General features: G+C 63.9%; 21 protein-coding genes. 11 read left to right on the top strand and 10 right to left on the bottom strand.

The genetic code is table 11. The annotated features are described in order from the left end of the window. Positions 1 to 12: 12 nt before the first annotated feature. Positions 13 to 1,029 (top strand): hypothetical protein, encoded by a 1,017-nt coding sequence (locus tag BMX67_RS08075; RefSeq protein WP_245739320.1) that lies wholly within the window; start codon positions 13 to 15, stop codon positions 1,027 to 1,029. Then, complete coding sequence (locus BMX67_RS08080) at positions 1,011 to 1,244, top strand: WGR domain-containing protein (RefSeq protein ID WP_090733920.1); 234 nt, start codon at positions 1,011 to 1,013, stop codon at positions 1,242 to 1,244. The genes BMX67_RS08075 and BMX67_RS08080 overlap by 19 nt, the downstream gene beginning before the upstream one ends. Here BMX67_RS08080 and BMX67_RS08085 read toward each other — a convergent pair. Further along, positions 1,241 to 2,122 (bottom strand): LysR family transcriptional regulator, encoded by an 882-nt coding sequence (locus tag BMX67_RS08085; protein ID WP_175479850.1) that lies wholly within the window; start codon positions 2,120 to 2,122, stop codon positions 1,241 to 1,243. The two genes, BMX67_RS08080 and BMX67_RS08085, sit on opposite strands and share 4 nt — an antisense overlap. Positions 2,123 to 2,270: 148 nt before the next feature. Next, entirely contained in the window at positions 2,271 to 2,525 is a 255-nt protein-coding gene (locus tag BMX67_RS08090) for a hypothetical protein (protein ID WP_090733923.1), read from the bottom strand. 270 nt (positions 2,526 to 2,795) lie between these two features. Here BMX67_RS08090 and BMX67_RS08095 point away from each other — a divergent pair, with 270 nt between their 5' ends. The 3 genes from BMX67_RS08095 to BMX67_RS08105 are packed head-to-tail and all read left to right on the top strand — an operon-like array spanning position 2,796 to position 5,804. Continuing rightward, positions 2,796 to 3,656 carry a YcaO-like family protein gene (locus BMX67_RS08095; RefSeq protein WP_175479851.1) on the top strand — a complete coding sequence of 287 codons (861 nt, stop codon included), beginning with the start codon at positions 2,796 to 2,798 and terminating at the stop codon, positions 3,654 to 3,656. Positions 3,657 to 3,677: 21 nt separating this feature from the next. Beyond that, positions 3,678 to 5,081, top strand: coding sequence for a peroxidase family protein (locus tag BMX67_RS08100; protein WP_090733926.1), 1,404 nt, complete (start codon positions 3,678 to 3,680; stop codon positions 5,079 to 5,081). Between the two features lie 3 nt (positions 5,082 to 5,084). Further along, a complete protein-coding gene (locus BMX67_RS08105) occupies positions 5,085 to 5,804 on the top strand; it encodes a hypothetical protein (RefSeq protein WP_090733927.1) in 720 nt (239 codons plus the stop codon). Here the strand turns inward: BMX67_RS08105 and BMX67_RS08110 are convergent. Next, entirely contained in the window at positions 5,801 to 7,687 is a 1,887-nt protein-coding gene (locus BMX67_RS08110; protein ID WP_090733929.1) for a BTAD domain-containing putative transcriptional regulator, read from the bottom strand. The two genes, BMX67_RS08105 and BMX67_RS08110, sit on opposite strands and share 4 nt — an antisense overlap. Before the next feature lie 342 nt (positions 7,688 to 8,029). On the opposite strand from BMX67_RS08110, the gene cysD reads away from it, so the two are divergent. After that, positions 8,030 to 8,965, top strand: coding sequence for a sulfate adenylyltransferase subunit CysD (gene cysD, locus BMX67_RS08115; protein ID WP_090733930.1), 936 nt, complete (start codon positions 8,030 to 8,032; stop codon positions 8,963 to 8,965). Next, positions 8,965 to 10,878: a sulfate adenylyltransferase subunit CysN gene (gene cysN / locus BMX67_RS08120; protein WP_090733932.1), complete on the top strand. Its 1,914-nt coding sequence runs from the start codon at positions 8,965 to 8,967 to the stop codon at positions 10,876 to 10,878. Before cysD ends, cysN begins: the two co-directional genes overlap by 1 nt. A 126-nt stretch (positions 10,879 to 11,004) precedes the next feature. Here the strand turns inward: cysN and putA are convergent, their stop codons facing one another. Further along, a complete protein-coding gene (gene putA / locus BMX67_RS08125) occupies positions 11,005 to 14,412 on the bottom strand; it encodes a bifunctional proline dehydrogenase/L-glutamate gamma-semialdehyde dehydrogenase PutA (RefSeq protein WP_090733935.1) in 3,408 nt (1,135 codons plus the stop codon). Positions 14,413 to 14,524: 112 nt separating this feature from the next. Between putA and BMX67_RS08130 the strand changes: the two genes are divergently transcribed. Continuing rightward, on the top strand, positions 14,525 to 14,989 hold the full coding sequence (locus tag BMX67_RS08130; RefSeq protein ID WP_090733937.1) for an Lrp/AsnC family transcriptional regulator: 465 nt from the start codon (positions 14,525 to 14,527) through the stop codon (positions 14,987 to 14,989). 52 nt (positions 14,990 to 15,041) lie between these two features. Here the strand turns inward: BMX67_RS08130 and BMX67_RS08135 are convergent, their stop codons facing one another. Next, a complete protein-coding gene (locus tag BMX67_RS08135) occupies positions 15,042 to 17,195 on the bottom strand; it encodes a malate synthase G (protein WP_090733939.1) in 2,154 nt (717 codons plus the stop codon). A 220-nt stretch (positions 17,196 to 17,415) separates the two neighbouring features. Here BMX67_RS08135 and BMX67_RS08140 point away from each other — a divergent pair, with 220 nt between their 5' ends. Together BMX67_RS08140 and BMX67_RS08145 are read left to right on the top strand one after the other, a co-directional pair. Then, complete coding sequence (locus tag BMX67_RS08140) at positions 17,416 to 19,008, top strand: (2,3-dihydroxybenzoyl)adenylate synthase (protein WP_090733940.1); 1,593 nt, start codon at positions 17,416 to 17,418, stop codon at positions 19,006 to 19,008. Positions 19,009 to 19,019: 11 nt separating this feature from the next. Beyond that, on the top strand, positions 19,020 to 19,256 hold the full coding sequence (locus tag BMX67_RS08145; protein WP_090734063.1) for a phosphopantetheine-binding protein: 237 nt from the start codon (positions 19,020 to 19,022) through the stop codon (positions 19,254 to 19,256). Positions 19,257 to 19,262: 6 nt separating this feature from the next. Here BMX67_RS08145 and BMX67_RS08150 read toward each other — a convergent pair whose 3' ends face one another. The 3 genes from BMX67_RS08150 to BMX67_RS08160 are packed head-to-tail and all read right to left on the bottom strand — an operon-like array spanning position 19,263 to position 21,840. Further along, positions 19,263 to 20,024 (bottom strand): SDR family oxidoreductase, encoded by a 762-nt coding sequence (locus BMX67_RS08150; RefSeq protein WP_090733942.1) that lies wholly within the window; start codon positions 20,022 to 20,024, stop codon positions 19,263 to 19,265. Continuing rightward, positions 20,021 to 20,656 carry an isochorismatase family protein gene (locus tag BMX67_RS08155; RefSeq protein WP_090733944.1) on the bottom strand — a complete coding sequence of 212 codons (636 nt, stop codon included), beginning with the start codon at positions 20,654 to 20,656 and terminating at the stop codon, positions 20,021 to 20,023. Before BMX67_RS08155 ends, BMX67_RS08150 begins: the two co-directional genes overlap by 4 nt. A gap of 14 nt (positions 20,657 to 20,670) precedes the next feature. After that, on the bottom strand, positions 20,671 to 21,840 hold the full coding sequence (locus BMX67_RS08160) for an isochorismate synthase (protein ID WP_090733946.1): 1,170 nt from the start codon (positions 21,838 to 21,840) through the stop codon (positions 20,671 to 20,673). A gap of 441 nt (positions 21,841 to 22,281) precedes the next feature. Here BMX67_RS08160 and BMX67_RS08165 point away from each other — a divergent pair, with 441 nt between their 5' ends. Next, positions 22,282 to 23,064, top strand: coding sequence for a transglutaminase-like domain-containing protein (locus BMX67_RS08165; RefSeq protein ID WP_090733948.1), 783 nt, complete (start codon positions 22,282 to 22,284; stop codon positions 23,062 to 23,064). Positions 23,065 to 23,067: 3 nt separating this feature from the next. On the opposite strand, the gene BMX67_RS08170 is transcribed toward BMX67_RS08165, so the two are convergent. Beyond that, positions 23,068 to 24,408 (bottom strand): HlyD family type I secretion periplasmic adaptor subunit, encoded by a 1,341-nt coding sequence (locus tag BMX67_RS08170; RefSeq protein ID WP_090733950.1) that lies wholly within the window; start codon positions 24,406 to 24,408, stop codon positions 23,068 to 23,070. Beyond that, positions 24,401 to 26,341, bottom strand: a complete 1,941-nt coding sequence (locus tag BMX67_RS08175) for a type I secretion system permease/ATPase (protein ID WP_090733952.1) — start codon at positions 26,339 to 26,341, stop codon at positions 24,401 to 24,403. Before BMX67_RS08175 ends, BMX67_RS08170 begins: the two co-directional genes overlap by 8 nt. Positions 26,342 to 26,361 lie beyond the last annotated feature (20 nt).

The raw sequence follows: 26,361 nt of genomic DNA on the forward strand, positions 1-26,361 counted from the left end.
TAATCTGCGGATATGGAACCCGGCGATCTTGATAACCTGTCAATCGAACCTGTAGAGGACTGGTCGCCGCCCCTGCCGCAGGCCGATCACACACCGCTGATAGATCCACGGAAATGGCAGCGAGCACAGGAAATGTCCGTCACTGAACTGGCGGATGCCGCGATGGCGGTGGGGCGACTGGATGCGATGCTGGGCGACATGTCCGGAACCGACCGTGATGGCGCAATCCGCCGTCTGGCCCTGACCGAGGTCGAGGCGATGCTTTGGGCGCAGGGCACGCCTCTGCGACGCGAAGAAATCGGTCGCGATCTGATGGATGCGCGCGCCGATGCGGATCTAGAGGCGATGCGCCAGGCCCGTTGGGCGTTACGGCGGCTGGAAGGCGCGACCGTGCCGCCCGACCTGCGGGCGTTTCTGGGCCTGCACAGATCGGAATTCACCGGTCTTGCGCAGGATGTCGCCCGCCGCGCGGCCGGTCATGATCTGGACGAGGCAATCGCGGGCTTTCACGAACAAAACGAACGACTTGCCGGGCTGCACGCGTTCTGTCGCGGGCCTGCACTGCGGACCCTGTGGCGGCTTTCGGACCTGTCACCGCCCGACACCCCGATCGAGGCGGCGGTCTGGACCGCCCGCCAGATGGCCATCGGCACCGAGGCGCTGACATTCCTGCCGATGGGCCTGCACGGTCGCGCGGTCTGGACCGACAGCGGCGATCCCGCGCGACGCCTGCCGAATCACCTTGCCGCGCTGACCCTGGGTGCGACCGAGGCCCGCATCCACCTGCTTCGCCTGCGTGACTGGGCGGCCGAGGCCAAGCTGCGCACCGCGCGGATCAAGGGGCAGAACCCCGCCCGGGTCATCGATGCGCTGGCGGCGCATCCGCTGATGTCGACGGCGATGGTCGAACAGGCGACCGGCACCAGCCGCGACACTTCGGAACGCCTTCTGGCGCGGATGCATCGCATGGGGATTGTCCGCGAAGTGACCGGCACGAAACGGTTTCGGCTATGGGCAGCAGCCGCGTGATCCTGACCAGATCGGACACATGCCGCAACATGGCGCGGTTCTACAGCATTGATCTGCAACCCGATCTGTTCGGCGGGGTCGTGTTGATCCGCAACTGGGGCCGGATCGGCACAGCCGGGCAGGAACGACGCGACTGGTTCGCGTCAATGCCCGACGCGATCGCCGCGCAGGACCGTTGGCGCAGAATAAAGACAGGCCGCGGCTATCGCCCCTAACCCAGACGCAGCTTGGCGAAATGATCCAGGAAACTGCGCAAGGCGGCGGTCATCAGCTTGCCCGTGGGATACAGCAGATGCACCGGCAAGGCGGGGATGACATAATTATGCATGATCGGCACAAGCCGTCCTGCCGCGATGTCATCGGCCACCGCGAATTCGGGCATCATAGCGATCCCTCGCCCGCTGAGTGCCATCTGCTGCAGCATCTCGGTGCTGTTCGAGGAAAAGACGGGCTGAACCTTCTGGTAGATCGGCTCGCCATCGCGCTGCAACTGCCATGTCTCTGCCTCGCGCAGGTTGTTGTAATGCAGGCAGCTATGCTGCAACAGGTGCTGCGGCTCGGTCGGGGTGCCGCGCTGGTCAAGATATTCGGGCGCGGCCACCATCATGATGCGCACATCGTCAAGGCGGCGCGCATGCAGCGTTGAATCACGCAGCACGCCGATGCGGATCACCGCGGCATAACCCTCATCCACCAGATTGGAGGTTCCGTCGTCCAGAACCAGTTCCAGTTCGATCGAAGGATACAGGTCCATGAAATCGATCAGATGGGCTTGCAGCGATTTCAGCGTGTAGGTGATCGGCGCACCGACTTTCAGCGTGCCGGCGGGATTGCCGCTGGCGGCCCGCACCCCTTCATTCGCGGCATCAAGCTGTCGCAGAACCTCGCGGATACGCTGGCCATATTCCTGTCCGATGACGGTCGGGCGCACGGACCGCGTCGTCCGCATCAGCAGGCGAACGCCCAGATCTTCTTCCAGGTCCGAGATGTATTTGCTGCAAAGACTGCGCGAGATGCCCATCTTGCGGGCCGCCGCCGCAAAGCTGCCGTCATCGAGAATGGCGACAAAAGTGCGCAGAATTGTGGTGTCCATGAAACGAGTGGTCCGCTTGTCGGCAAGGACCCCCGACAATGCACCATTCATCGGAAAAGGAAAACCGCCCTTGTGGGGCGGTCACCGGCGGTTTCAATGCACCGCGAGAAGCGTTCGGACATCATCCGAACGCTTCTGCTGCAACCGATCAACGTTCTTGCTCGGCGATGGTGTATTCTTCCGAAGGATAGCTGGTGACGGTCAGTTTGGCATCAGCCGACAGACCTGCGCGGTGCAGTTCTTTGGTGGTCAGAACGCTGTCTGCGCGAACTTGCGTGGTGTTGTTGGCCGACACGACATGGGCAACATCACCCGGGCGTTCGTTCACGGTGTTCGGGCCAGCGGCAGCAGCGGCACCGGTCGACAGGGCAAGGGCGGTCAGGATGGCAACAGTATGTTTCATAACGTATTTCCTTTGTTTCCGTTGGGACATCGTCCCGTTGTGAGAGGGGAGATAAGCGGCCCGGTTAAAAAAGATTAGCCGCGAAATCTCACTTTCTCTGTTCGACCACGGTGAACAATCACGGACGAGTGAGACAGCTCTGTGACACTGCCCCATACGGGCTTGCCGCATTGCAGCATTTCCCGATTCACAGCCAGTTCACAACCGACGCCTAGGAAGGGATGACATTCATTCTTTTGACCGGGCCCCGATTTGATGAACAGCTTGGTAATGGAACCAAATGCTTTGATTTCCACCTGGCGGCGCTATGACTGGCGCGAAAGCTTCTTTGCACCCCAGATGTCGATCCTGCAGGCGCTGACCGACGGCAACCGCACGGCAAGCGGCGTGGGCCGCTGCCGCGCCGATGCCTTTCACCGCTGCCTTGGCGAAACCGCCGAAATCCACGCCCTGCAAAGCGGCGAGGTCGCGTTCAACCCGCTGCGTGACGGGATTGCCGCCCATGTCGATCAGAACATCGCCCGCCGCGCCGCGCTGATGGAGGCGTATGAGCGTTTCGCGATCATGTCCTGGTGGGATGGCCACGGCGCGGCGGCCGCACCGGTGCAGGGCGCCTGGCTGCAACGGCAGGGGCTTGAACAACAACTGGCAGACGGGCGCGCCGGGGCGGCGCTGAAACGCCGAACCCGGTTCTGGTGCATTGATGCGGGCGCGGACCATCCCGTCGTCACCATCTGTCGCAGCACCAGCCCTGAAGGACAGGAACCGATCCTTGGCTTTGGCTGCGATCCGTCGCCCACCGCCTCGGCCGGCAAGGCGCTGCGGGAAATGCTGCTGATGGAGATGAACCTGATGGAGCTGCTGGCCGCGCGGGGCAGCGGGCAGACCGCGCTGATGGGCGCGGTCCAGCGCCAGATCGCCGCCTATGCGCGCTATAGCCCCGCCCTGCTGCCCGACGCCCCCGAGGTCGAGCCCGTGGCCCGCACCGCGGTGAAGGCCGAAAAGATGTTCGGGGCGCCGGTGCATCTGGATGACATCACGCCGCCCGACGGGCCGATCCGCGTCTGGCTGTGCCGCCCGCAGATCGTGCCGCCCTGCGTCACGCCCGAGCGCGGCTCGCCGTTTTTCTGACATATGCAAGGGGGTCATATCATGCCGCAGACAGATGAGCTTCACCTTGAGGAAACCGTGTGCCGGTTCGGGTGCAGCCCCGATGCCTTCGACCCGACGCTGATGGTCGAACGCGCGGCCCCGCCACCCCCCGCGCAAGGCCCCCATCCCAATGCGCGTCAGATGCCGCAGATTCTTCTGCGCACCGATCCGGTCTGGCGCCGCGCCTGCCTTGCGCAGACCGCGCATATTCCGTCGGGCTATACCTATCTGGGTCAGCTGATGGGCCACGACATGGGCAGCAGCGTCTCTATGTCCAGCGTGCCGCATGCGCGCCGGGGCAAGGACATGACCGCGGTCGCGGCGCTGGGGCCGACGCGCTACAACCTGATCGACAATCCGCTGACGCTTGAAACGGTCTATGGCTCGGGTCCGTCGATGGCCTCGACCCTCTACGACCCCGAAACGATGCTGTTCCGCCTGACGCCGGGTGCGCGGCTGGCGCGGGTCTATCGCGTGTCGCCCGACCCGCTGTCTGACCGGCGCGAGGTGATACGGGCGCTGTATGACGAACGCAATCGCGACACGCTGATGCTGCATGAGCTGACCGTCGCATGGATGCAGTTCCACAACCTTTGCGCCCGCAGCCTGTTGCCGGCACATCGCCCATTTCAGGCCTATGTGATCGTGCGCAACCATGCCGTCCGGGTGTGGCATCACATCGTCGCCCAGGACATCCTGCCCCGCTTTGTTCACCCCGACATCGCCGCCCTGACCCAGATTCCGCAGGAATGGCGGCTGGACGAAACGACCCTGCTGCACGGGCTGTTCCGCGCCTTTCACGCCATGCCGCTGGCGGCCTATCATCTGGGCCGGTCGGGCAGCCACAACCTGCGCGTGCTGCTGAAATCGGGCTTCGATCACAGCGAGGCGGAGACCGATTGGGCCGTAGATTGGCCGCTGCTGTTCGGTGAGAAACCGGGCGGGCCGAAAACCGGCCTCTCGGCCAGCGTCGCGCCGGAACTGCGCGCGCCCGTGTCGGCTGCCGCCGTGATCGCGCTGGATGATCGTTCCGCGGCCGAGGCCCTGCCCCTGCGCCCCGGCAACCCGGTGATCGAGTCCGCGCTGGCAAAGCTGCCGGCGGCATGGCGCGACCGCCTGACGCCCGACCGGCTGGCACAGGATTTCAACGCCCGCTTTCCGGCCGCGCCCATCGATCTGACCGCCGAGGTCGTCGAATGGGGGCCGCTGTTTCAGATGATGATGATCGAGGCACAGCTTTACGGCCAGAAAGGGGGGCTTGGTCCCTTTGGCAGTGCCTTGTTGCGCGGGTCGATCATGGGCTCGATCGACCGCGTCGCCCTGGCCCCCGAACTGCCTGCGGCGCAGAATCTGCCGCGACCCGCCACCATGCTGGAACTGATCAAACTTGTGAGAAGGGGATAAGTGATGAGTAACCCGAAATACGTGATTGTCGGATCCGAGGTCGATCAGGCCGAATATTTCCTGCACCCCGATGGCAGCATCGACCGGCAGAAAGGCCAGGACGGCACCGCGCTGAATGTCGAATATATCGGTCAGTTGATGGTCGATCTGTCGAAACGCGGCCCCGGCAATGTCACCGTGGCCGAACTTGAAACCTTCGAGGATCAGGTCCGCCACGCCCTGATGGTGCAGGATTTCGCGCTGCATAGCGGCGGCGCCGAGCTGAGCGATGACGAACGCGCGGCCATCCTTGAAAATTGCGAGGTCCGGATCGAATTCGAAACCCGGATGCGCGGCGATCGTGGATCGGATCGCAACCGCCGGATCCTTGTCGTGCCCTCGGACGAAACGCTTGAAATCACCGATACCCTGCTGAAATCGCAAGGCAGCGCGAACGGCTTTCGGCCACCCCTGTCCTATGAACTGGACCGGGCGCTGATGTTGGCCAGCATGCAGGATGACATGCTGCAGATGGTCCGCGAATTCGCCGCCGCCGAGCGCGACATGAGCGCCGAGATGCAGCAGAAGCTGGAAGACCATATCAAGGCCAGCATCGCGGACCGCTGTACCTTCAAGGATGCGGGCGGCAATCCCGCCGATGACGTCAAGAACGACATCATGAAAAGCCCGCTGCGGTCCTTCTATCGTTCGGTCGGGATCTACGCGACGAACATGTGCCGCTAATCGCCAGCGATATCCTGCAGCGTCCGGCGCAGATCGGCGGCGGCGCTTTCTTCATGCAGGGGAAAGCAGGACACGAACCACTCGATGATCCTTGCATCTTCGGGATCATCCTCGCCACACCATTGCGCGCGGATTTCGGTCAGGTAATCGGCCAGACGCCGTTGCGCGTCCTGTGTGCGTCCCAGCTTCCACAGCGAGGCCGCGTGCCAGCCACCCACGGTTGGCATCAACCCCGTTCCGCGGCTGCATTCCTCGGCCGATTGGGCATAATCGCCGCGCAGGTAATCTACCGCCGCCATGTAGATCAGGTGAAAGGGTTCCATCACCGCCGAATGGGACTTGGCCTCTGCGATCAGGTCGCCCGCGCGGCCCGGATTGCCGGCGAATGCGAAGCCAAGCGCGCAAGAGGCCAGCGTCATCGGATTGCTGCGATTCAGGTTCAGCGACTGTTCGAAGTGAAATTCCGCCAGGCCGAATTCGCGTTTATGGCAATAACACCATGCCACGACCCGATGCGCCCGCGTGTCCAGCGGGTCGATCGACACCGCCATGATGGCGTGATGCAGGGCGCGCTGCTTGACCTCTTCGGTCTGGAACGTGCCGGGCAACAGGACGTGCCGCACATTCAGCGCGCCAGCCAGCTCGGCATGGGCGGCCCCGAAGCGCGGCGCGTCGCGGGTGATGTCCTCCAGCATGGACAGGGCCTTGCCCTCGGTCTGGGGCGACCACGCATCCAGCAGGGCCTGCGCCCGCAGCCAGCGGTCGTAGATCGCAGACCCCGAATCCGACAGCGATTTGTCGGACACCACCACCGACAGGGCGTTGGCGATGTTCGACAGCAGGACGCGGGCCTTCGCCTCCCATTCGGTTTCGGGCTGGTCGATCACTTCCGACCACATCAACTGCCCGTCGCTGCCGTTCTGGACATCGACGAACAGGTGATAGCGGCCAAGCGCATGGACCGGGCGCAGCATGATCTGGATCTGCGCCTGTTCGCCCCCCTGTTCGTCGATCACGCGCCATTCGCGGAACCGACCCATCCGCATCCGCAGATCGGCGAACAGCACGGTGCCGAAACTGGCCATGTCGGCGGGGATCCCCTCGCCCGGCAGCATCCTGACGCTCAGGCTGACCTCGGGGCGGCGGTCGGTCACCTGACGGCGCACCCCGCCCGCGGTCGGGTTCAGCTTGATCGCGGCCAGAAGTTCGATCGTTTCAGCCTCGGGCTCCTGATCGAATTCCTCGTCCAGATGGGCGTAAAGCGCGTTATAGCGTTCGATGGCGCGGGTCGCGTGACCCGCCTGCCAGTCCAGCGTCATCAGAATCCGTGCGGCGGTTTCGTTCGACGGCTCAAGTTGCAGGGCAAAGCCCGCCGGATCGCGCAGCGACGGCAGATCGCCCGCCTGCGTGTTGCCCATTCTTGCATCCAGGCTTTCGCGCACAAGCGCCAGAAAGGCGCTGCGTGTGATCGCCAGCCAGGAATCGTAGGAAGAGCTGATCCCCTCCAACCGATGGGTATAGCTTAGAAACTCGGTGATCCGCTCGGCATTGTCGGCGTCCCACTGGTGGCTGGACAGGGCTGTCGCGAAATGCTGATGAAAACTGAAGCCCTCTGGCAGATGCAGCGACAGCACCCCCAGCCCGGTTTCCAGCGTGATCCCATCGACATCGGCGATTTCCTTGCGGATATGGCGAATGACCTGCCGATAGGACGAGGATGCCTTTTGCTGATCGGAATCCTGCCAGAACAGGTCGATGATCTTTTCCGAACGATGCACGCTGCCCGGATCGGCCAACAGAAAATACAACAGCGCCTGCGCCTTCCGAAGCCGGACGGCGGAAAGGCAACGCAACAGAAACGCGGACGGGTCGACCTCACTCATCAGTGATCGAATTATTCGGATACCGGCATAAAGCAAGACCCTCTGACGGTCGGTGCCACAGAAAGCCCCCCCAACCCGGCTGGTTACGCAAATTTACCACAGAAACACCATGTTTTGTATATTCTATAGCAGAAAGCAGACTGCCAAAGGCGGCGGCCTTGGCGGGCTGTCCCGCCGCCCCGGTTCCAGAGCGGCCAGTATTCCAACCGGACCCCGGCATTCGGGAAATCTGTCGCAATTCCCTATCATGATCAAAATACTTGCACTGTCCTTTGGCAGGCCCCTTGGTCTTGGCGTATAAATCTGCCAAACCGCGCCCGCACAGAACAAGAGTCGATGCCCATGACAACCAGTCCTGCCTCAGAATCCGGGATCAGCCAGGCGACGCTGACCCATCTTCAGCGCCTCGAGGCCGAAAGCATCCACATCATGCGCGAGGTGGTGGCGAATGCCGACAACCCGGTGATGTTGTATTCGGTCGGCAAGGACTCGGCCTGCATGCTGCATCTGGCCAAGAAGGCCTTCTATCCGGCGCCGCCGCCCTTCCCGCTGTTGCATGTGGACACCACTTGGAAATTCCAGGCCATGTATCAGCTGCGCGACCGCGCCGCCGAAGAGGCCGGGATGAAGCTGCTGGTTCATCACAATCCCGAGGCGATGGAAAAGGGCATCAACCCCTTCGACCACGGCAGCCTGCATACCGACATGTGGAAGACCGACGGTCTGAAACAGGCCTTGACGAAATACAATTTCGACGTGGCTTTCGGCGGTGCCCGGCGCGACGAGGAAAAGTCCCGTGCCAAGGAACGAATTTTCTCGTTCCGCTCGGCCAATCACCGCTGGGACCCCAAGAACCAGCGTCCGGAGTTGTGGCGTCAGTATAACACCCGCAAATCCAAGGGTGAATCGATCCGCGTCTTCCCGCTGTCGAACTGGACCGAACTGGACATCTGGCAGTATATCCATCTGGAAGGCATCGAAATCGTGCCGCTGTATTTCTCGCAGCCGCGCCCGGTCGTCGAACGTGACGGGTTGCTGATTATGGTCGATGACGACCGCTTCCCGCTGCGCGACGGCGAGACCCCGGAAATGCGCAGCGTCCGGTTCCGCACGCTTGGCTGCTATCCGCTGACCGGCGCGGTGGAATCCACCGCCCAGACCCTGCCCGAGGTCATTCAGGAAATGCTGCTGACCACCACATCAGAACGTCAGGGCCGCGCGATCGACCACGATCAGTCCGCCTCGATGGAGAAGAAGAAGCAAGAGGGGTATTTCTGATGAGCAAGGACATGAAGGACCCCGTCTACGTCACCGATCAGCTGATCGCGGATGATATCGACGCCTATCTGCTGAAGCATCAGCACAAGACCATGCTGCGCTTCATCACCTGCGGCTCGGTCGATGATGGCAAATCGACGCTGATCGGGCGGCTGCTGTATGACAGCAAGATGATCTTCGAGGATCAGCTGGCCAGCCTTGAAAACGACTCGAAGAATGTCGGCACGCAGGGGCAGGACATCGATTTCGCGCTGCTGGTCGATGGTCTTGCCGCCGAGCGCGAGCAGGGCATCACCATCGATGTCGCTTACCGGTTCTTCGCGACCGACAAGCGCAAGTTCATCGTGGCCGATACGCCGGGTCACGAACAATATACGCGCAACATGGTCACCGGCGCCTCGACCGCCGATCTGGCCGTGATCCTGATCGATGCGCGTCAGGGCGTGCTGACCCAGACCCGCCGTCACAGCTATTTGGTGAACCTTCTGGGCATCAAGAACGTGGTGCTGGCGGTCAACAAGATGGACCTGGTCGATTACTCGGCCGAGCGGTTCTACGAGATCGTTTCAGACTATTCGCATTTCGCCAAGCAGATCGGGATGGACAGCTTCCTGCCGATCCCGATTTCTGGCCTGAAGGGCGACAATATCGTCACCCACAGCGAGAATATGCCCTGGTATCAGGGGCCGTCCCTTCTGGCCCATCTGGAAGAGGCGCCGATCAGCGACACCGCGATGCAGGACCATCCGTTCCGCATGGCCGTGCAATGGGTCAACCGCCCCAATCTGGATTTCCGCGGCTTTGCCGGCCAGATCGGCGCGGGCACCGTGCGCCCCGGCGATGCGATCCGTGTCCTGCCCTCGGGCAAGACCACCACGGTCAAATCGATCGTGACCTTCGACGGCAATCTGGATCAGGCCGTGGCCGGTCAGTCGATCACCTTGACCTTCGAGGATGAGATCGACTGTTCGCGCGGCGATGTCATCGTGCAGTCCGACCAGCCCTGCGAGGTCGCCGACCAGTTTGAATCGACCCTTGTCTGGATGGCCGAAGAGGCCATGCTGCCGGGGCGCCCCTATATCCTGAAGATCGGCACGCAATCCGTCACCGCCACCGTGACCGAGCCGAAATACGAGGTGAACGTCAACACGATGGAACATCTGGCGTCCAAGACGCTGGGTCTGAATGCCATCGGCGTCGTCAATATCTCGACCGACCGCGCGATCCCGTTCGAGGCCTATGCCCAGAACCCCGATCTGGGCGGCTTCATCCTGATCGACCGGATGACCAACGCGACCGTCGCGGCGGGCATGATCCATTTCGCCCTGCGCCGCAGCCAGAACATCCACTGGCAGGCCGTCGATGTGGACCGCGATGCCCATGCCAGCCTGAAGAACCAGAAGCCCGCCGTGGTCTGGTTCACCGGCCTGTCGGGTTCGGGAAAATCGACCATCGCCAATATCGTCGAGAAGAAGCTGCACGCCCTTGGCAAGCACACCTTCCTTCTGGACGGCGACAATGTCCGTCACGGCCTGAACCGCGATTTGGGCTTTACCGATGCCGACCGGGTGGAAAACATCCGCCGCGTGGGCGAGGTTGCGCGCCTGATGACCGATGCCGGCCTGATCGTGCTGACGGCCTTCATCTCGCCCTTCCGGTCCGAGCGCCGCATGGTGCGCGACCTGATGGCCGAGGGCGAGTTCATCGAGGTCTATGTCGACACCCCGCTGGAGGTGGCCGAACAGCGCGATGTGAAGGGGCTTTACAAGAAGGCCCGCTCGGGTCAGCTGAAGAACTTCACCGGGATCGACAGCCCCTATGAAGCGCCCGAAACCGCCGAGATCATCGTGAACACGGTCGAACTGACCGCCGAGGAAGCCGCCGAACGCGTGGTGGCGCGCCTGCTGGGCTGACCGGCCTTCCGCGAAGACTGAAAACGACGAAAGGCTGGCCAGAAATGGCCAGCCTTTTTCCTTGCCCGATCGGGGGACAGGGTTGGTGCAGGCCGCGCGATCCACTGTCGCGCGGCCCAGTTCGGATCAGCCTGCCAGCAGCGCCGCGTTCCCGCCTGCCGCGGTCGTATCCACGCAAAGATGGCGTTCATGCAGCACATAGGCCGCATCCGGACGCGCGGTGATCAGCGGCAGGATCGGCCCCTGACGGCCCGCAAGCGCGGTGGCATAGGCGCGACCCTTGTCGGCATCGCCCCACCAGATCGCGGCCGAGAAGCCCTGCAATTGCGCCAGATCATCCGCCGAGACATGGCCATCCGCCGCAACGGCCTGACCGCCGCGACGCTGCACCGACATGACCTGCAACTGCGCCGCATCGGGGCCCGGACCAAGGCACAGGACCGGCGGGCGGGCATATTGCGACAGGCGGTTCATCTCGCCCGTGGGGCCGGGCAGCAGCTTTTCGTCCAGCCGGGTTTCGACATAACCGGCCAGCGCGTCCGCGATCCGCATGGGGTCGGCATCCGCGTCCCAATCCGTATCGATCGCGATGCCCGGCTCGGGGGCGAAGAAGCGCGGCAGATACAAGGGGCCGCCGGCCTTGGGGCCGGTGCCCGACAGACCCTCGCCGCCGAAAGGCTGGCTGCCGACAATGGCGCCGATCTGGTTGCGGTTCACGTAAAGGTTGCCGGCATGGACCGCCTCGGTCACTTCCTGCACGCGGCTGTCGATCCGGGTGTGCAGGCCGAAGGTCAGGCCAAAGCCGCGCGCATTGATATCAGCGACGACCTTGTCCAGTTCTGCCGCCTTGAAGGTCGCGACATGCAGAACCGGGCCAAAGATCTCGCGTTCCAGATCGCCGATGCCGCCGACCTTCAGCATGGTCGGTGCGATGAATGTGCCCTCTTTGGGCGTCGCGACCTGATGGATGATCTGGCCCCGCTTCGCGTCAAGATATTCGGCGATGCCGTCACGGGCCTCGGTGTCGATGACCGGGCCGACATCGGTGGCGAACAGCCAGGGATCGCCGACCGCCAGCTGATCCATCGCGCCCTTGATCATCTCGATCACATGGGCGGCCGTGTCCTCTTGCAGATACAGGCAACGCAGGGCCGAGCATCGCTGACCCGCAGACTGGAACGCCGAGGCGACGATATCGCGCACTGCCTGTTCGGGCAGCGCGGTGGAATCGACAATCATCGCGTTCAGGCCGCCCGTTTCGGCGATCAGCGGCGTCCCCGGCTCCATATGCTTGGCCATGCTGCGGGCGATCACCTGCGCGGTATCGGTCGATCCGGTAAAGGCCACGCCCTTGATCCGCGCATCCGAGGTCAGGCCCGCACCCACGGTGCCGCCCTGCCCGATCAGCAGTTGCAGTGCCGAACGCGGCACACCCGCCTCGTGCAGCAGGGCGACGGCATGGGCCGCCACCAGCGGGGTCTGTTCCGCCGGTTTCGCCAGAACCGCATTGCCGGCCATCAGGGCCGCGGAAATTTGGCCCGTGAAGATTGCCAGCGGAAAGTTCCATGGGCTGATCGCGGTCACCACACCGCGCGGACGGCGCGGGCTGTCCTGACCTTCCTGCGCATAATAGCGCAGGAAATCCACGGCTTCGCGCAGTTCGCCGACCGCATCCGCGATGGATTTCCCGGCTTCCTGCGCCAGAATGGCAAAGAAACGACCGTAGTTTTCTTCGTAGAGATCGGCGGCACGGCGCAGAACGGCGGCGCGTTCAGCGGCGGGCGCGTCCCAGACCTGCGCGTCCTCGATGGCGCGCGCGACCGTTTCGGCGTCGGCCTCTTGCGCCTGCGCGATCACCGCACCATTCGTCGGATTGATGACCGGGGCGTTCGTGCCGCTGGCGTCGCGAACCGTGACCGAGGTCGCGTCGCCGATCGTCACGTTCCGCGCATCCTGGATATCGGCCAGCACGCCATCGTCGAACAGATCCCAGCCCCGCGCATTGACACGGTCCTCACCAAAGATCCGCGCCGGGGTCACCAGACCCGAGGGCGCCTTGGCCGTCGGCAGCGCCTCGAACGGATCGCGGGCGATTTCTTCCGGGGCAACGCTTTCATCGACGATCTGATGCACGAAGGACGAGTTCGCGCCGTTTTCCAGCAGGCGGCGCACCAGATAGGCCAGCAGATCGCGATGCGCACCGACCGGCGCATAGATACGGCAGTGACCGCCGGTTTCCTTCAAAACGATGTCGTGCAGACGCTCGCCCATGCCGTGCAGACGCTGAAATTCGAAGGGGCGATCCTGTGCCAGTTCCAGAACGGCGGCGGCGGTATGCGCGTTATGGGTCGCAAATTGCGGGAACAGGCGATCGCCCATGCCAAACAGCTTTTGCGCCAGACAGATATAGGCCACATCGGTCGCGGTCTTGGACGTGAACAGCGTGAAATCGGTCAGGCCCGCGACCTGCGCAAGCTTCATTTCCGTGTCCCAATAGGCACCCTTGACCAGACGCACATTCATGCGACGGTCATATTGATCGGCCATGCGATACAATTCGTCGATGGCCGCACCGGCCCGCTTGCCATAGGCCTGCACCACCACGCCGAACCCGTCCCAGCCGGACAGGTAATCATCGGCCAGAACCGCCTCGATCACCTTGAAGGACAGGGCCAGACGATCCTGTTCCTCGGCGTCGATGTGAAGGGCGATCCCCGCGTCGCGGGCCTGACGCGCCAGACGCGACACGACCGGCACCAGTTCCTTCATCACGCGGGCCTCATGCGCGACTTCGTAACGCGGATGCAGCGCGGACAGCTTGATCGAGATACCGGGATTGCGCACGATGCTGTCATGGGTCGCGGCCTTGCCGATGGCCTTGATCGCATTGGCGTATTCGCGGGCATAGCGGTCGGCATCGGCCTGCGTGCGCGCGGCCTCGCCCAACATGTCGAAGGAATAGGTATAACCCTGCTTTTCCTGCGCCTGACCGCGCTTCAGGGCGGCTTCGATGGTTTCACCCAGCACGAATTGGCGGCCCATTTCCTTCATCGCGCGGCTGACGGCGGCACGGATCACCGGCTCGCCCAGACGGCGCACCGCGCCGCGCAGCGTCCCCGCGATGCCGGGCTTGGAATCTTCCAGCACCTTGCCCGTCAGCATCAGCGCCCAGGTCGAGGCATTCACCAGCGAGGACGAGGCCGTGCCGATATGCTTGTTCCATTCCGAGGGCGCGATCTTGTCTTCGATCAGCGCATCAATGGTAAAGCTGTCGGGAACCCGCAGCATCGCCTCGGCCAGACACATCAGGGCGACGCCTTCGCGGGTGGACAGGCCGTATTCGGCCAGAAAATGCTCCATCAGGGTCGGCTTGGCCTCGGTCCGGATGCGCTGGACCAGCTGAACCGCGCGGTCGGTGATGCGCGCCCGCGTGTCGGCCGACAGATCGGCCTGTTGCTGCAACTGCTGCAGAACCTGATCTTCGGGCGCAAATTTAGCCTCAAACCCCAGCGACGCAAAAACGTGATCGCGCATCGGACCCTCCTACGGATGAATTTGATCGGAACTACCGGGAAAACGCTGGACGATGTGACCAAATCGCGTCACTTGGATAGTCGATCAGAACTATTTTGGCCGGATTTTCAGGATGAACGAACCCTTCGACCCGATCAACCAACGTATCCTTGAGCAGTTGGTTGCAAATGCCCGGATGCCGATCACCGAACTGGCCAAGGCGGTCGGCCTGTCAAAAACCCCCGTCGCCGCACGTATCCGCCAGATGGAGGAGATGGGGCTGATCACGGGCTATCGCGCGATCCTGTCGCCGCTGCAACTGGGCCTGACCCATGTCACCTATGTCGAGGTGAAGGTCACCGACACACGCGAAAAGGCGCTGCAGGAATTCAACACCGCGATCCGCCTGATCCCGGAGGTCGAGGAATGCTACATGATCACCGGCGGCTTCGATTATCAGATCAAGCTGCGCTCGCGCGATATGCGGCATTTCCGGCAGGTCATGGCCGAGAAGATCTCGACACTGCCGCATGTCAGTTCGACCACCAGCTATGTCGCGATGGAGGCCATCGTCGAACAGAACTGGCTGAGTATCTGACATGAAAAAACCGCAGGCACGGGGCCTGCGGTTTCGCATCTTGCGATCTGGATCAGCCGCGCAGGGCCTTGGCCTCTTTGCGGCGGGCATGCAGCGCGGGCTCGGTATAGCCCGAAGGCGTCGTTGCGCCCTCAAGGATCAGATCCTGCGCCGCCTTGAAGGCCGGGCCATCGAAACCGGGCGCCATCGGATGATAAGCCGCATCGCGCGCGTTCTGCTGATCCACCTTGGCGGCCATGCGGCGCAGCGCATCCTGAACCTCGTCCGTGGTGATCAGGCCCTGGGTCAGCCAGTTCGCCATGTATTGCGCGCTGATGCGGCAGGTGGCGCGGTCTTCCATCAGCTGAACATCGTTGATGTCCGGCACCTTGGAACAGCCGATGCCCTGATCGACCCAGCGCACGACATAGCCCAGAATACCCTGACAGCTGTTGTCCACCTCGCGCAGGATCGCCTCGCGGGTCAGCGTCTGGTCGAAGTCGATGGCGGGGCTGAGCAGCGCGTCCAGATCGGGGATCGCCTTGCCGGACAGTTCATCCTGACGGGCGGCGACATCGACCATGTGATAGTGCAGCGCATGCAGCGTCGCGGCGGTCGGGCTGGGCACCCAAGCGGTCGTCGCGCCCGATCTGGGATGACCGATCTTGACCTCAAGCATCTCGGCCATGGCGTCGGGTTTGGCCCACATGCCCTTGCCGATCTGCGCCTTGCCGCGCAGCCCGCAGGCCAGGCCGATCAGGACGTTGCGATCCTCATAGGCGGTCAGCCAGGTCGAGCCCTTCATCGCATCGCGCCCGACAAATGCCCCCGCCTGCATCGAGGTGTGAATCTCGTCCCCCGTGCGATCGAGGAAGCCGGTGTTGATGAACACGACGCGGTTGCGGATCGCATGAATGCAGGCGGCAAGGTTCGCGCTGGTACGACGCTCTTCGTCCATCAGGCCCAGCTTGACGGTGTTCGCGGGCAGGCCCATGACCTTTTCGACATGGGCGAAGACGCGGTCGGTAAAGGCGGCCTCGTCGGGGCCGTGCATCTTCGGCTTGACCACATAGATCGAACCGGCGCGGCTGTTGCCCAGCCCCTCGCTGCGCTTCAGGTCATGGATGGCACAGGCAACGGTGACCATCGCGTCCATCAACCCTTCGGGCGTGTCCTGCCCGTTCAGGCGTACGACCTCTGTCGTCATCAGCAAGCCGACATTGCGCACCAGCAACAACGCCCGCCCCGGCAGGGTCAGCGTGCTGCCATCGGGGCGCGTGATCTGGCGATCACCGGCCAGACGGCGGGTCATCTGCTTGCCGCCCTTTTCGAAGGTTTCGACCAGATCGCCGGTCATCAGGCCAAGCCAGTTGTCATAGACGTCGATCTTGTCCTCGGCATCGACGGCGGCCACGCTGTCTTCGCAGTCCTGAATGGCCGTCAGCGCGGATTCCAGCACCACATCGCGCAACCCCGAGGCCGAGGCCGCGCCGATCGGGTGATCGGGATTGATGACCAGTTCGGCATGCAGGCCGTGGTGGCGCAGGACATAGGCGGTATCCTTGCCCTCGGTCCGGGTGCCGACAAAGGCGTCGGCATCGGCCAGCCGGACATCGCCCGACGGCAGCGTCACGATCAGCCCCGCACCGTCAGCCGCATATCCCGTGGCATCCGCATGGCGGCCTTCGGTCAGCGGAAACGCCTGATCCAGGAATTGCGCCGCGCGGGCGACGACGGCATCACGACGCGCCTCGTCGAACCCGGCCGAGGGCGGCGGCCCCATGACATCCGAGCCATACATCGCATCATACAGCGATCCCCAGCGGGCATTCGCCGCGTTCAGCGCAAAGCGGGCATTGCTGACCGGCACCACCAATTGCGGCCCGGCAAGCGTGGCGATTTCGGGATCGACCTGACCGTTCTCCACCGAGAAGGGCGCAGGCTCGGGGACCAGATAGCCGATATCGGTCAGAAACGCGCGATAGGCGGCAGCATCCCAGGGCTGATTGCCGCGCGATTTGTGCCATTCGTCGATTTGGGCCTGCAAGTCGTCGCGCCGCGCCAGCAGATCGCGATTCTGACCGGCAAATTCCTGCAACAGGCTGGCATAGCCCTGCCAGAACGTATCGGCCTGAACCTCGGTCCCCGGAAGAACCTGTTCCTCGATGAACTGGGCGAAGTCCTGATCGACCTCCAGCCCGTGACGCTGGGTATAAGTGCTTGCCATGGGTTCGACCCTTTCGATTGCTGTCCATGTCGCGGCATGAGCCCACCCGCGAGCCTGTCTTGGGATCTGCTAAGCGATGATCGGCCACCTGCCAAGCCGTTTACGGAAAGATTTTTCATTTTCTGCAATGGGCTGCCGCCCGCTACGGCAGGATTCAGTGTTTGACAATTCCTGACAAAAATACTTTCTTGCCGCCAACTCAACCGGCGAGAGGCCTGACATGATCGAGTTCACCCCGTGGCCAACGGATCTGGCACAAGCCTATCGCGACAAGGGCTATTGGATCGGTCGCCCCCTGTGCGCCGCCCTGGAAGCGCAGGCCGAGGCCCGTCCCGATGCGATCGCGCTGATCTGCGGCAACCGCCAGATCAGCTATGCCGCGCTGAATCAGGCCGCCGAAAATCTGGCGGCTTCACTGGCCCATGACGGGTTCGGGCATGGCGACACGGCGCTGGTCCAGCTGCCGAACGTGGCCGAATTCCATATGGTCTTCATGGCGCTGATGAAGATCGGCGTCGTGCCGGTGAACGCGCTTTACAGCCATCGCCAGATCGAGCTTTCGTCCTATGCCGAACAGATCGCGCCGCGCCTGCTGATCGCGGATCGCGGGCACCCGCTGTTTGCCGATGACGATTTCCTGCGCAGCCTGCCGCGGATCGAAACCGTGCTGTTCCTGAATGAGGGCGGGACGCGCAGCCTGCAACAGCGCCTGACCACCCCGGTCACGATGCCCGCCGCGGCCCGGCCGACCCCCGCCGATCAGGTGGCCTTCTTCCAGTTGTCGGGCGGCAGCACGGGCACGCCCAAGCTGATCCCGCGCACGCATGACGATTACGATTTCAGCATCCGCGAAAGCGCGCGCATCTGCGCGGTGACCGACCGGACCCGGTTTCTGTGCGCCCTGCCCGCGCCGCATAACTTCCTGATGAGTTCGCCGGGCGCATTGGGCGTCTTTCATGCGGGCGGCACGGTCGTCATGGCCCCCTCGCCCGATCCCGCGCCGTGTTTCGATCTTATCGCCCGGCATCAGGTGACGCTGACCGCGCTGGTTCCGTCGGCAGTCGGGCTTTGGTTGCAGGCCGCGGCGCGGCTTGGGCCGCCCCGCCCTCTTGCGCAATTGCTGGTCGGCGGCGCCAGCTTTGCCCAGACGATGGCGCGGCGGGTCCCGGCCGAATTGGGGTGCCGCCTGCAGCAGGTCTTCGGCATGGCCGAGGGGCTGGTGAACTATACCCGGCTGGACGACCCTGACGATGTGGTCTTTGGCACCCAGGGCCGCCCGATCAGCCCCGACGACGAAATCCGGCTGGTGGATGAAAACGGTCTGCCCGCCGCGCCGGGGGAACCCGGACAACTGGCCGTGCGCGGCCCCTATACCTTTCGCGGCTACTACAAGGCCCCCGATCAGAATGCCCGCGCGTTCGACGAGGACGGGTTCTATTACAGTGGCGATCTGGTCTGTCGCGATGCAGAGGGCAATCTGCGCGTCGTCGGCAGGGTCAAGGATCAGATCAATCGCGGCGGCGAAAAGATTGCTTCGGAAGAGATCGAGCATCTGCTGATGCGCCACCCCGCTGTCACCGCCGCCGCGCTGGTCGCCGTGCCCGATGCAAATCTGGGCGAGAAAAGCTGCGCCTTTGTCGTCAGCGGCACGCCCCTGCGCGGGATCGAGATGCGCAAGCATCTGATGTCGCTGGGAATTGCGGATTACAAACTGCCCGACAAGTTCCGCTTTGTGGATGCGTTGCCGCTGACCGCGTTCGGCAAACCCGACAAGCGCCTGCTGCGCGCGCGGATGGAAACCGAAACTGCCTGAAGGAGATGGAAATGACCACCACCACGCGTCCCGATTACGACTGGCTTCTGGCCGAGGTTCAGGACATGGCCGACGAGGACGAGACGATCGACCCGGCCGAGGATCTGACCCTTTACGGCATCGATTCCGTCGCGGTCATGCGGCTGACCCTGGCGCTTGAGGAAAAAGGGGTGAAGCTGGGCTTCGAGGATCTGGCCCGCACGCCCACCATCGATGCATGGTGGGCGCTGATCCGGGCGCAGGGCTGAGGCGCGTCACCCCCGCAGGGTCGCCCCGCCATCGACATAAAGGTCGGCCATCGTGATATGGCCCGCCTCCTCCGACAAAAGGAACATCGCGGCGCGTGCGATATCTTCGGGCGTGGCCAGTTTGCGCAGGGGGATGCCGGTCTTGAACCCCGCCGGATCGCCCGCGATCACCCGCGCGGCCCCGCTGTCGTCGGACCACATGCCGGTCTGCATCGGCGTCAGGGTTGATCCCGGCGCAACCAGATTGCAGCGCACGCCCTGTTCGGCCAGTTCCAGCCCCATGCAGCGCGTCAACATCGCGGCGGCGGCCTTGGACGCGCCATAGGCGCCCATGTTCATGCGCGGGATACCGGCGGCATTCGAACCGATGACCGCGATGGCCCCGCGCCGCTGATCGGCCATGTGATTGCCAAGCGCCGACAACAGATTGAAGGTTCCACCCGCATTCACATCCATCACCCGACCATAGCGGTCAGCCCGGGTGCGGCGCAGCGGTTCGGCATCCAGCATGCCCGCCGCGTGAACCCCAAGAGTGATCGGCCCCAGTTGCCGGGTGGCATCCGCCACGGCCCGCGCCATCGCCTCGGCATCGCTGACATCAAGACACCGCCACAGAAACTGTGGCTGATCCTGCGGCAACTCGGGGCCCAGATCGGTCGCATAGACCCTTGCCCCGGCATCGCGCAGCGCGGTGACAACGGCACGACCGATCCCGCCCGCCGCGCCTGTCACAAAGGCCGTGCGGTCCTGAAATCCCGACAGCTTCATGCGGCACCCATCGCGATCAGGCCGGCATGGGTGTCGATGACCCGCCCGCTGCAGGCGCCGATCCATTCCATCGCCATGTCGTGTCGCGCGGCGCTGAAGTCGCCCTGCGCATCCGCGATCGCAAAGGGCTGGATATCGCGCTGAAATGCCTCGGCCGCGGTGCAAAGGCACCCGATATGGGCGTAGATGCCGGTGATCAGCAACTGGTCGCGCCCGCGCGCCCGCAGCAGCGTTTTCAGGTTCGAACGCTGAAACGCGCTGTAACGGTGCTTGACCAGAACGATGTCGCCCGTCGCAGGGGCCAGTTGCGGCAGGACCTGTTCGTGATCTGCGCGGGCCGCCATGCCCGGCCCCCACAGATCGGCCTGCAAGCCACGATCAGGGCGAAACTGGTCGCCATTCTGCGCGGTATAGAAGACCGGAATATCCGCCGCGCGCGCCGCCGCGATCAGGCGGGCGATATTCGGCACGACCGTATCCAGCGGTTCCGCGTCCGGGGTATAGGCGGCGCAGAAATAACGTTGCATGTCATGAACCAACAACGCCATGCGGTCGCGTTCGGGTGTCCAGTCCGCCCGCGATGCGGGCAGGACCGTCGGGGGCGCATAGGGCGCAATCTTCGGCAGAGCCATACCAGTCCTTGATCTTAGTCGTTCAATTGCAGCGCGGTATCGGCAGGCAGCCCAAGCGCCGCCAGCATCGCCGCGAATTTGTTGCCGGTTTCGGCGGTTTCCGCCGCCGGGTCCGATCCCGGCACGATCCCAGCCCCGGCATAAAGGCGTGCGCAATCGCCGCTGATATCGGCACAGCGGATCGCGACATACCACGCGCCATCGCCATCAGCGGCGCACCAGCCGACGGCCCCGGCATAGAATTCGCGGTCCACCGCTTCCAATTGGTGGATCAGATCGTTGGCGCGGGCCGCAGGCAAGCCGCAGACCGCAGGTGTCGGATGCAATGCCGCCGCCAGCAGGGCCGAGGGGGTTTCGGGGTCCTTCAGATCACCTTCGATCCGCGTGCCCAGATGCCACATGCTGCGGGTCGAGGTCAGCCCCGTGCCCTGCGGCGCCGAAACATTGCGGCACCAGGGGCTAAGCGTGTCCAGAATGAATTCGACCACCATCGCATGTTCGCGGCGGTCCTTTTCCGACGATGCAAGCGCCGAGCAGGATTGCGCGTCGGAGACCGGATCAAAGCGACGCGGCGACGATCCGGCCAGCGGGTTCGACACCACCCGCGCCCCCTTCTTCTGGACCAGCAATTCGGGCGATCCGCCGACCAGCCATCGCGGCCCGGACACGCCCGGCAAGGCCACGCGAAACGCGGTGACGGCGGGGTCTTCGGCAAGGCGGGCGCGCAACCCCTCGACCGGGATGGGTTCTGCGGCCTGGTAATGCAGCGTGCGGGCCAGCACGATCTTGCGCAGGGCATCGGCCCGGCCCGCATCGTGTTCCATCACCCGCAGCGCCTTGGCCACGATCTGCGCATAGCCTGCCGGTGCCGGTTCGGGGCGCAGCGACAGGGCGCGGGCAGGCTGCTGCGGCACGATCGACAGCCGGTCGGGACGGCGGCGCGAACTGATCCACAGGCAATCCTGCCCGTCGCGATCAAAGGGCAACGCGCCCCCGATCACCGCCTGCGGCCCCGCCGCCGCAAAGCCGGCGGCGACACGATCGCCAAGGCTGTCCAGTGCGCCCGAGGCCACGCGCCGAACCTGCCCGCCCGTCCGCAGACCACCAAGGGGTCCAGTCAGGGCAAAGCCGGTTTCGGCCGCTTCGGGCAGGCTGGCGGCCATATCGGTCAGGAACGCGTTCATGGAAGACCTCATCCGATGTCACAGAATGGGTCGGGCTGGCTTGCGAACTGGCTGATCCGACATATGCAGAATAGGGTGCCACGGGCCGTGAATGCCCGCTGACGTTGCGCGGAACCTGACGAATCCGCGCAAAATAGTCAACTTAAAAACTCAGGTATTCATTTTCGGCGGCAAAGCCCCGCCCGCGGTCGATTCAGAGGGCCGGATCGGTTAACAGGGATCGGCAAGCCCGCTTGACGCAGTTGCGCGGATCATCCAGTTGGGGCGCTCGCCACCGGCACGATTCGGCGCTGCGTCCTGCGGCCAGGAAACCGATCGGGGGTCTTTCAGATATCGCGCCGCATTCCGTGCGGCAGTCCCGGACGATCCGCGCCGGGGACAACATGACAGTTGGCTGATCCCGGCGCGTCCGGGCCGGCCTTTGCACGCAGGAGGGCGACGATGACGCAGCTGAGGATCGAGGTTTCGATGGATTACGCGCTGGCGATGCCGGGGGCCGCGATCCTGATCATCGAGACGGCCAGGACCGACGGGCAGCAGATCATCGACAGCGATCTGCGCTTTGACAGCTTTGACCATTTCTCGCAGGTGCCGGGCGACGAGGGCATCGGCCATCGCGACGTGATCCGGGCGGGCGATGGCGTGATCTGCGCCTATCGCTGTGATGTGACGGTGACGCGCGACGATCCCGATCTGCCGGCCATGTCAGCCCAGCCGGTCGAACAGCTGTCGGCCAGCGCCCTGCGCTATCTTCTGCCCTCGCGATACTGCGAGGCGGAACGGTTCCAGCCCTTCGTGCGCCGCCGCTTTGGCCATCTGGACGGGGGCAGCAAGGTCGCCGCGATCCGCGACTGGATGGAATCGCAGATCGAATATGTGCCCGGCAGCAGCCACGGCGGCACCACCGCCGCCGACACCTATCTGGACGGTCAGGGCGTCTGCCGCGACTATGCCCATCTGATGATCGCGATGTGCCGCGCCGCCCAGATCCCCGCGCGGATGTGCAGCGTCTATGCACCCTCGGTCCAGCCGCCCGATTTTCACGCCGTGGTGCAGGTCTATCTGGACCATGACTGGCATCTGGTGGATCCCTCGGGGATGGCGCAGGCGCGCGAAATGGCGGTGATCGCGGTGGGCCGCGACGCCACTGACATCGCCTTTCTGACCACCGAAACCAATGCCACGCTGCGCAGCCAGCAGGTGCGGGTCACGCGGCTGGATTAGGCATCACTGTTCGCGGAAGGCCCGCGACATGCTGTCGACGATGGGCTTGGCCAGATATTGCGCAAAGGTCCGCGCCTCGGTCTGGATCATGATCTCGGCGGGCATCCCCGGCGTCGGGGTAAAGCCCGGCACGCGGTCCAGCTGATCCGACGCCAGCGAGATCCGCGCCAGATACACCTCTTGCTGGGCGCTGCCGCGGCCATCGGTGATCGCGTCAGCCGAGATGTAAAAAACCTCGCCCTCCAGCACCGGCGTTGTGCGCTGGTTCAGCGCGGTCAGCCGCACCGCCGCCTGCTGACCGGTGCGGACGCTGTCGATTTCTGTCCGTGAAATCATCGCCTCGATGATCAGCGGCGCGTCCTGCGGCAGAATTTCAAGGATCGGCTTGCCCGATTCCACCACCCCGCCCGAGGTGTGGTAATGCAGGCGCACGATGGTCCCCGCGACCGGCGCAACGATGTCGGAGCGGTCCAGCACGCTGCGCGCCTTGCGGAACTGTTCGCGGATGCTTTCCAGTTCGGCCTGGACCACCTGCAATTCATCCAGCGCGGCCTGACGATATTCGCTGCGCGCCTTTTCGACCTGCACCTCGTATTTCTTCTGGATCTGGTCGATTTCGGAAATCTCGGCCTCGATCCGGCCGATCTGGCCTTCGGCCTCGATCACGACGCGTTCGACGGCGATCACCTCGGGGCGGCGGGTCAGCCGGCGCTCGAACAGTTCCTGCTTGGCCGCCAGTTCTTCGCGCAGCAGTTCCAACTGCTTGCGGTGCGATTTCAGCTGGGTCTGATAGCCGACCTTGCGCACCTCCAACGCATCCGAATTGCGCACCAACATGGTCAGATCCTGCGACAAAGCGCGGCGGGACACGTTGAAGGCAAGGGTCTGGCTGGCTAGGATCGCGTCGATCTCATTGCCGCCTTTGGCCTGTTCCAGATCGGGCGGGAAGGCCAACTCCTCGTCTTCCTCGTATTCTGCCATCAGGCGGGCCTGCGTTGCCTCAAGACGCATCCGGCGCAGGTTCAGTTCCCGTTGATTGGCCAGCGACGCGGTTTCATCCATATGCACCAGAACCTGCCCGGCAGTCACGCGGTCGCCCTCGCCCACGCGGATTTCCTTGATGATGCCACCTTCAAGGTGCTGAATGATCTTGTTCTGACCCGTGGCGACAAAGCTGCCCTGCGCGATCACCGCCGCCGCAAGCGGCGCCCGAAACGCCCATGCCGCAAAGCCGCCGAAGGTCACAACCATCAGCACCAGCCCGAACACCGCCTGTCTGCGGATCGAGCGCGGCACGTCGCGATACCATTGATCCTGTCCGCCCACCGTCACCAGTTCACGCATCGGGCTGTCCTTTCTGATCCGAGACCTGGCCGCCGGCCTTGCGCCCCGCCAGTTTCCGCAATACCGGCTCTCTCTCGCCGAACATGGCGACGCTGCCATCGGCCAGCAGCATGATCTTGTCGACCACCGACAGAAGCGAGGGTTTCTGGGTCACCACGACCACCGTAATCTTGTTGGCGCGGGCATGGTTGATCGCACGGGCCAGCGCCCGGTCGCCCGCCGCATCCAGGTTCGAGTTCGGCTCGTCCAGCACGACCAGACGTGGATTGCCGAAAAAGGCGCGGGCCAGCGCGATCCGCTGTTTCTGCCCGCCCGACAGGGGCGAGCCATCCGCCGCCACATAGGTTTCGTATCCCTGCGGCAACGAGGCGATCATTTCATGCACGTCGGCCAGCACGGCGGCGGCATGGATCTGTTCATCAGACGCATCCTCGCGCATGCGGGCGATGTTCTGCTTGATCGTACCGGGAAACAGCTGCACGTCCTGGGGCAGATAACCGATGCTTTCGCCGAACTGGCGCGGATCCCAGTTGCGCAGATCCATCAGGTCCAGCCGGACATTCCCCGATGTCGGCAGGATCGATCCGACCAGCATCTTGCCAAGCGTGGTCTTGCCCGCGCCGGAGTTTCCGATCACGCCAAGACTTTCGCCGGGATTCAGCGAAAAGGCGATGCTGTTCAAAACCACCTGCTTGGTGCCGCCGGGGATATACAACAGCCGTTCGACATCCAGCCGCCCCTCGGGCTGGGGCAATCGCAGCCTTTCATATTGCAGTTGCGATCCGCGCAGCAGCTTGGCGATCCGGCCATAGGCGGCGCGTGACAGCAGAAACGAATTCCACCCCTCGATCGAGCCTTCGATCGGCGCCAGCGCGCGGCCCGCGATGATCGAGGCGGCGATGACCATGCCCCCGGTCAATTCGCCATGCAGGGCCAGATAGGCGCCCCAGCCCAGCATCCCCACCTGTGTCAGCAGGCGGACCGCCCGTGACACCGCCGCCGACATGATATTGCGGTCCTGCGCCCGAACCTGCGAGGTCAGCGATTGCGCGGTGTCGCGACCCCAGATCGCCACCGCCTCGGGGATCATGGCAAGCGCGTTGATGATCTGGCTGTTGCGCGACATCGAATCCAGATGCAGATTGGCCTTGCTTTGCGCCATGTTGGCCTGCTGAAACGGCTTTTCGGTCAGGCGCTGGTTGACCATCGCGATCACCAGCAGCGCCAGCGCCGAGACGATCACGATCATCCCCAGATGCGGATGGACCAGATAGATCGCCAGAATGAACAGCGGCGCGAAGGGCACGTCCATGAAGGAAATCAGCGTACCCGAGGTCAGAAAGCCACGCACTGTCTGCAGATCGCCTAGCGTCTGATATTCGCGACCGGTCCCGTGCAACGAGGCATGGGCCGCAGCCGACAGGATCGGGGCGCCAAGCTGGGCCGCGACCTCGACCGCCGTGCGCATCAGCATGAAGCGCCGGATCGCATCGAACACTGCCTGCAGGATGACCGCCCCGGCGATCACCACCGTCAGCATGATCAGCGTGTCCATCGAACGGCTGGTAAAGACCCGGTCCGAGATCTGGAACAGATAGACCGGGATCGCCAGGATCAGGATATTCGTGGCCAGCGTCATCACCATGACCAGAACCATGTTCCCGCGCACCACCGACAGGCCGCGCCGCAGGCTTTCGTCGAAATTCTCGGGGCCGACGCGGCGGTGGAAATGCGGACCCTTGCCGCCACCGCCGCCACCCCCGCCATTTCCGGGCGGCGTGGGCGCGACAGGACCGGATTTGCCTTCGATCGTGCGCCCGATGGGCGGCGTGACATTGCCGGTGACCGGACGGGCCTGACGGTCGTCGATCCGCCCCTTGGGTTCGGATGTTGTGCTGCGCCCGGTCGCGGGATCCTGATTGCCGAAATCCATAAGGTCTCCTTGGGCGCGGA

Origin of the sequence: Paracoccus homiensis (genome assembly GCF_900111675.1) — a bacterium.
Classification (GTDB): Bacteria; Pseudomonadota; Alphaproteobacteria; order Rhodobacterales; family Rhodobacteraceae; genus Paracoccus; species Paracoccus homiensis.

Coding starts and splice junctions, on each gene's coding strand:
- BMX67_RS08085 (WP_175479850.1), bottom strand. CDS start 2,122: ATGGACACCACAATTCTGCGCACTTTTGTCGCCATTCTCGATGACGGC.
- BMX67_RS08095 (WP_175479851.1), top strand. CDS start 2,796: ATGGAACCAAATGCTTTGATTTCCACCTGGCGGCGCTATGACTGGCGC.
- BMX67_RS08080 (WP_090733920.1), top strand. CDS start 1,011: ATGGGCAGCAGCCGCGTGATCCTGACCAGATCGGACACATGCCGCAAC.
- BMX67_RS08090 (WP_090733923.1), bottom strand. CDS start 2,525: ATGAAACATACTGTTGCCATCCTGACCGCCCTTGCCCTGTCGACCGGT.
- putA (WP_090733935.1), bottom strand. CDS start 14,412: ATGCGCGATCACGTTTTTGCGTCGCTGGGGTTTGAGGCTAAATTTGCG.
- cysD (WP_090733930.1), top strand. CDS start 8,030: ATGACAACCAGTCCTGCCTCAGAATCCGGGATCAGCCAGGCGACGCTG.
- BMX67_RS08075 (WP_245739320.1), top strand. CDS start 13: ATGGAACCCGGCGATCTTGATAACCTGTCAATCGAACCTGTAGAGGAC.
- BMX67_RS08135 (WP_090733939.1), bottom strand. CDS start 17,195: ATGGCAAGCACTTATACCCAGCGTCACGGGCTGGAGGTCGATCAGGAC.
- BMX67_RS08170 (WP_090733950.1), bottom strand. CDS start 24,408: ATGCGTGAACTGGTGACGGTGGGCGGACAGGATCAATGGTATCGCGAC.
- BMX67_RS08110 (WP_090733929.1), bottom strand. CDS start 7,687: ATGAGTGAGGTCGACCCGTCCGCGTTTCTGTTGCGTTGCCTTTCCGCC.
- cysN (WP_090733932.1), top strand. CDS start 8,965: ATGAGCAAGGACATGAAGGACCCCGTCTACGTCACCGATCAGCTGATC.
- BMX67_RS08100 (WP_090733926.1), top strand. CDS start 3,678: ATGCCGCAGACAGATGAGCTTCACCTTGAGGAAACCGTGTGCCGGTTC.
- BMX67_RS08145 (WP_090734063.1), top strand. CDS start 19,020: ATGACCACCACCACGCGTCCCGATTACGACTGGCTTCTGGCCGAGGTT.
- BMX67_RS08140 (WP_090733940.1), top strand. CDS start 17,416: ATGATCGAGTTCACCCCGTGGCCAACGGATCTGGCACAAGCCTATCGC.
- BMX67_RS08150 (WP_090733942.1), bottom strand. CDS start 20,024: ATGAAGCTGTCGGGATTTCAGGACCGCACGGCCTTTGTGACAGGCGCG.
- BMX67_RS08155 (WP_090733944.1), bottom strand. CDS start 20,656: ATGGCTCTGCCGAAGATTGCGCCCTATGCGCCCCCGACGGTCCTGCCC.
- BMX67_RS08165 (WP_090733948.1), top strand. CDS start 22,282: ATGACGCAGCTGAGGATCGAGGTTTCGATGGATTACGCGCTGGCGATG.
- BMX67_RS08130 (WP_090733937.1), top strand. CDS start 14,525: ATGAACGAACCCTTCGACCCGATCAACCAACGTATCCTTGAGCAGTTG.
- BMX67_RS08175 (WP_090733952.1), bottom strand. CDS start 26,341: ATGGATTTCGGCAATCAGGATCCCGCGACCGGGCGCAGCACAACATCC.
- BMX67_RS08160 (WP_090733946.1), bottom strand. CDS start 21,840: ATGAACGCGTTCCTGACCGATATGGCCGCCAGCCTGCCCGAAGCGGCC.
- BMX67_RS08105 (WP_090733927.1), top strand. CDS start 5,085: ATGAGTAACCCGAAATACGTGATTGTCGGATCCGAGGTCGATCAGGCC.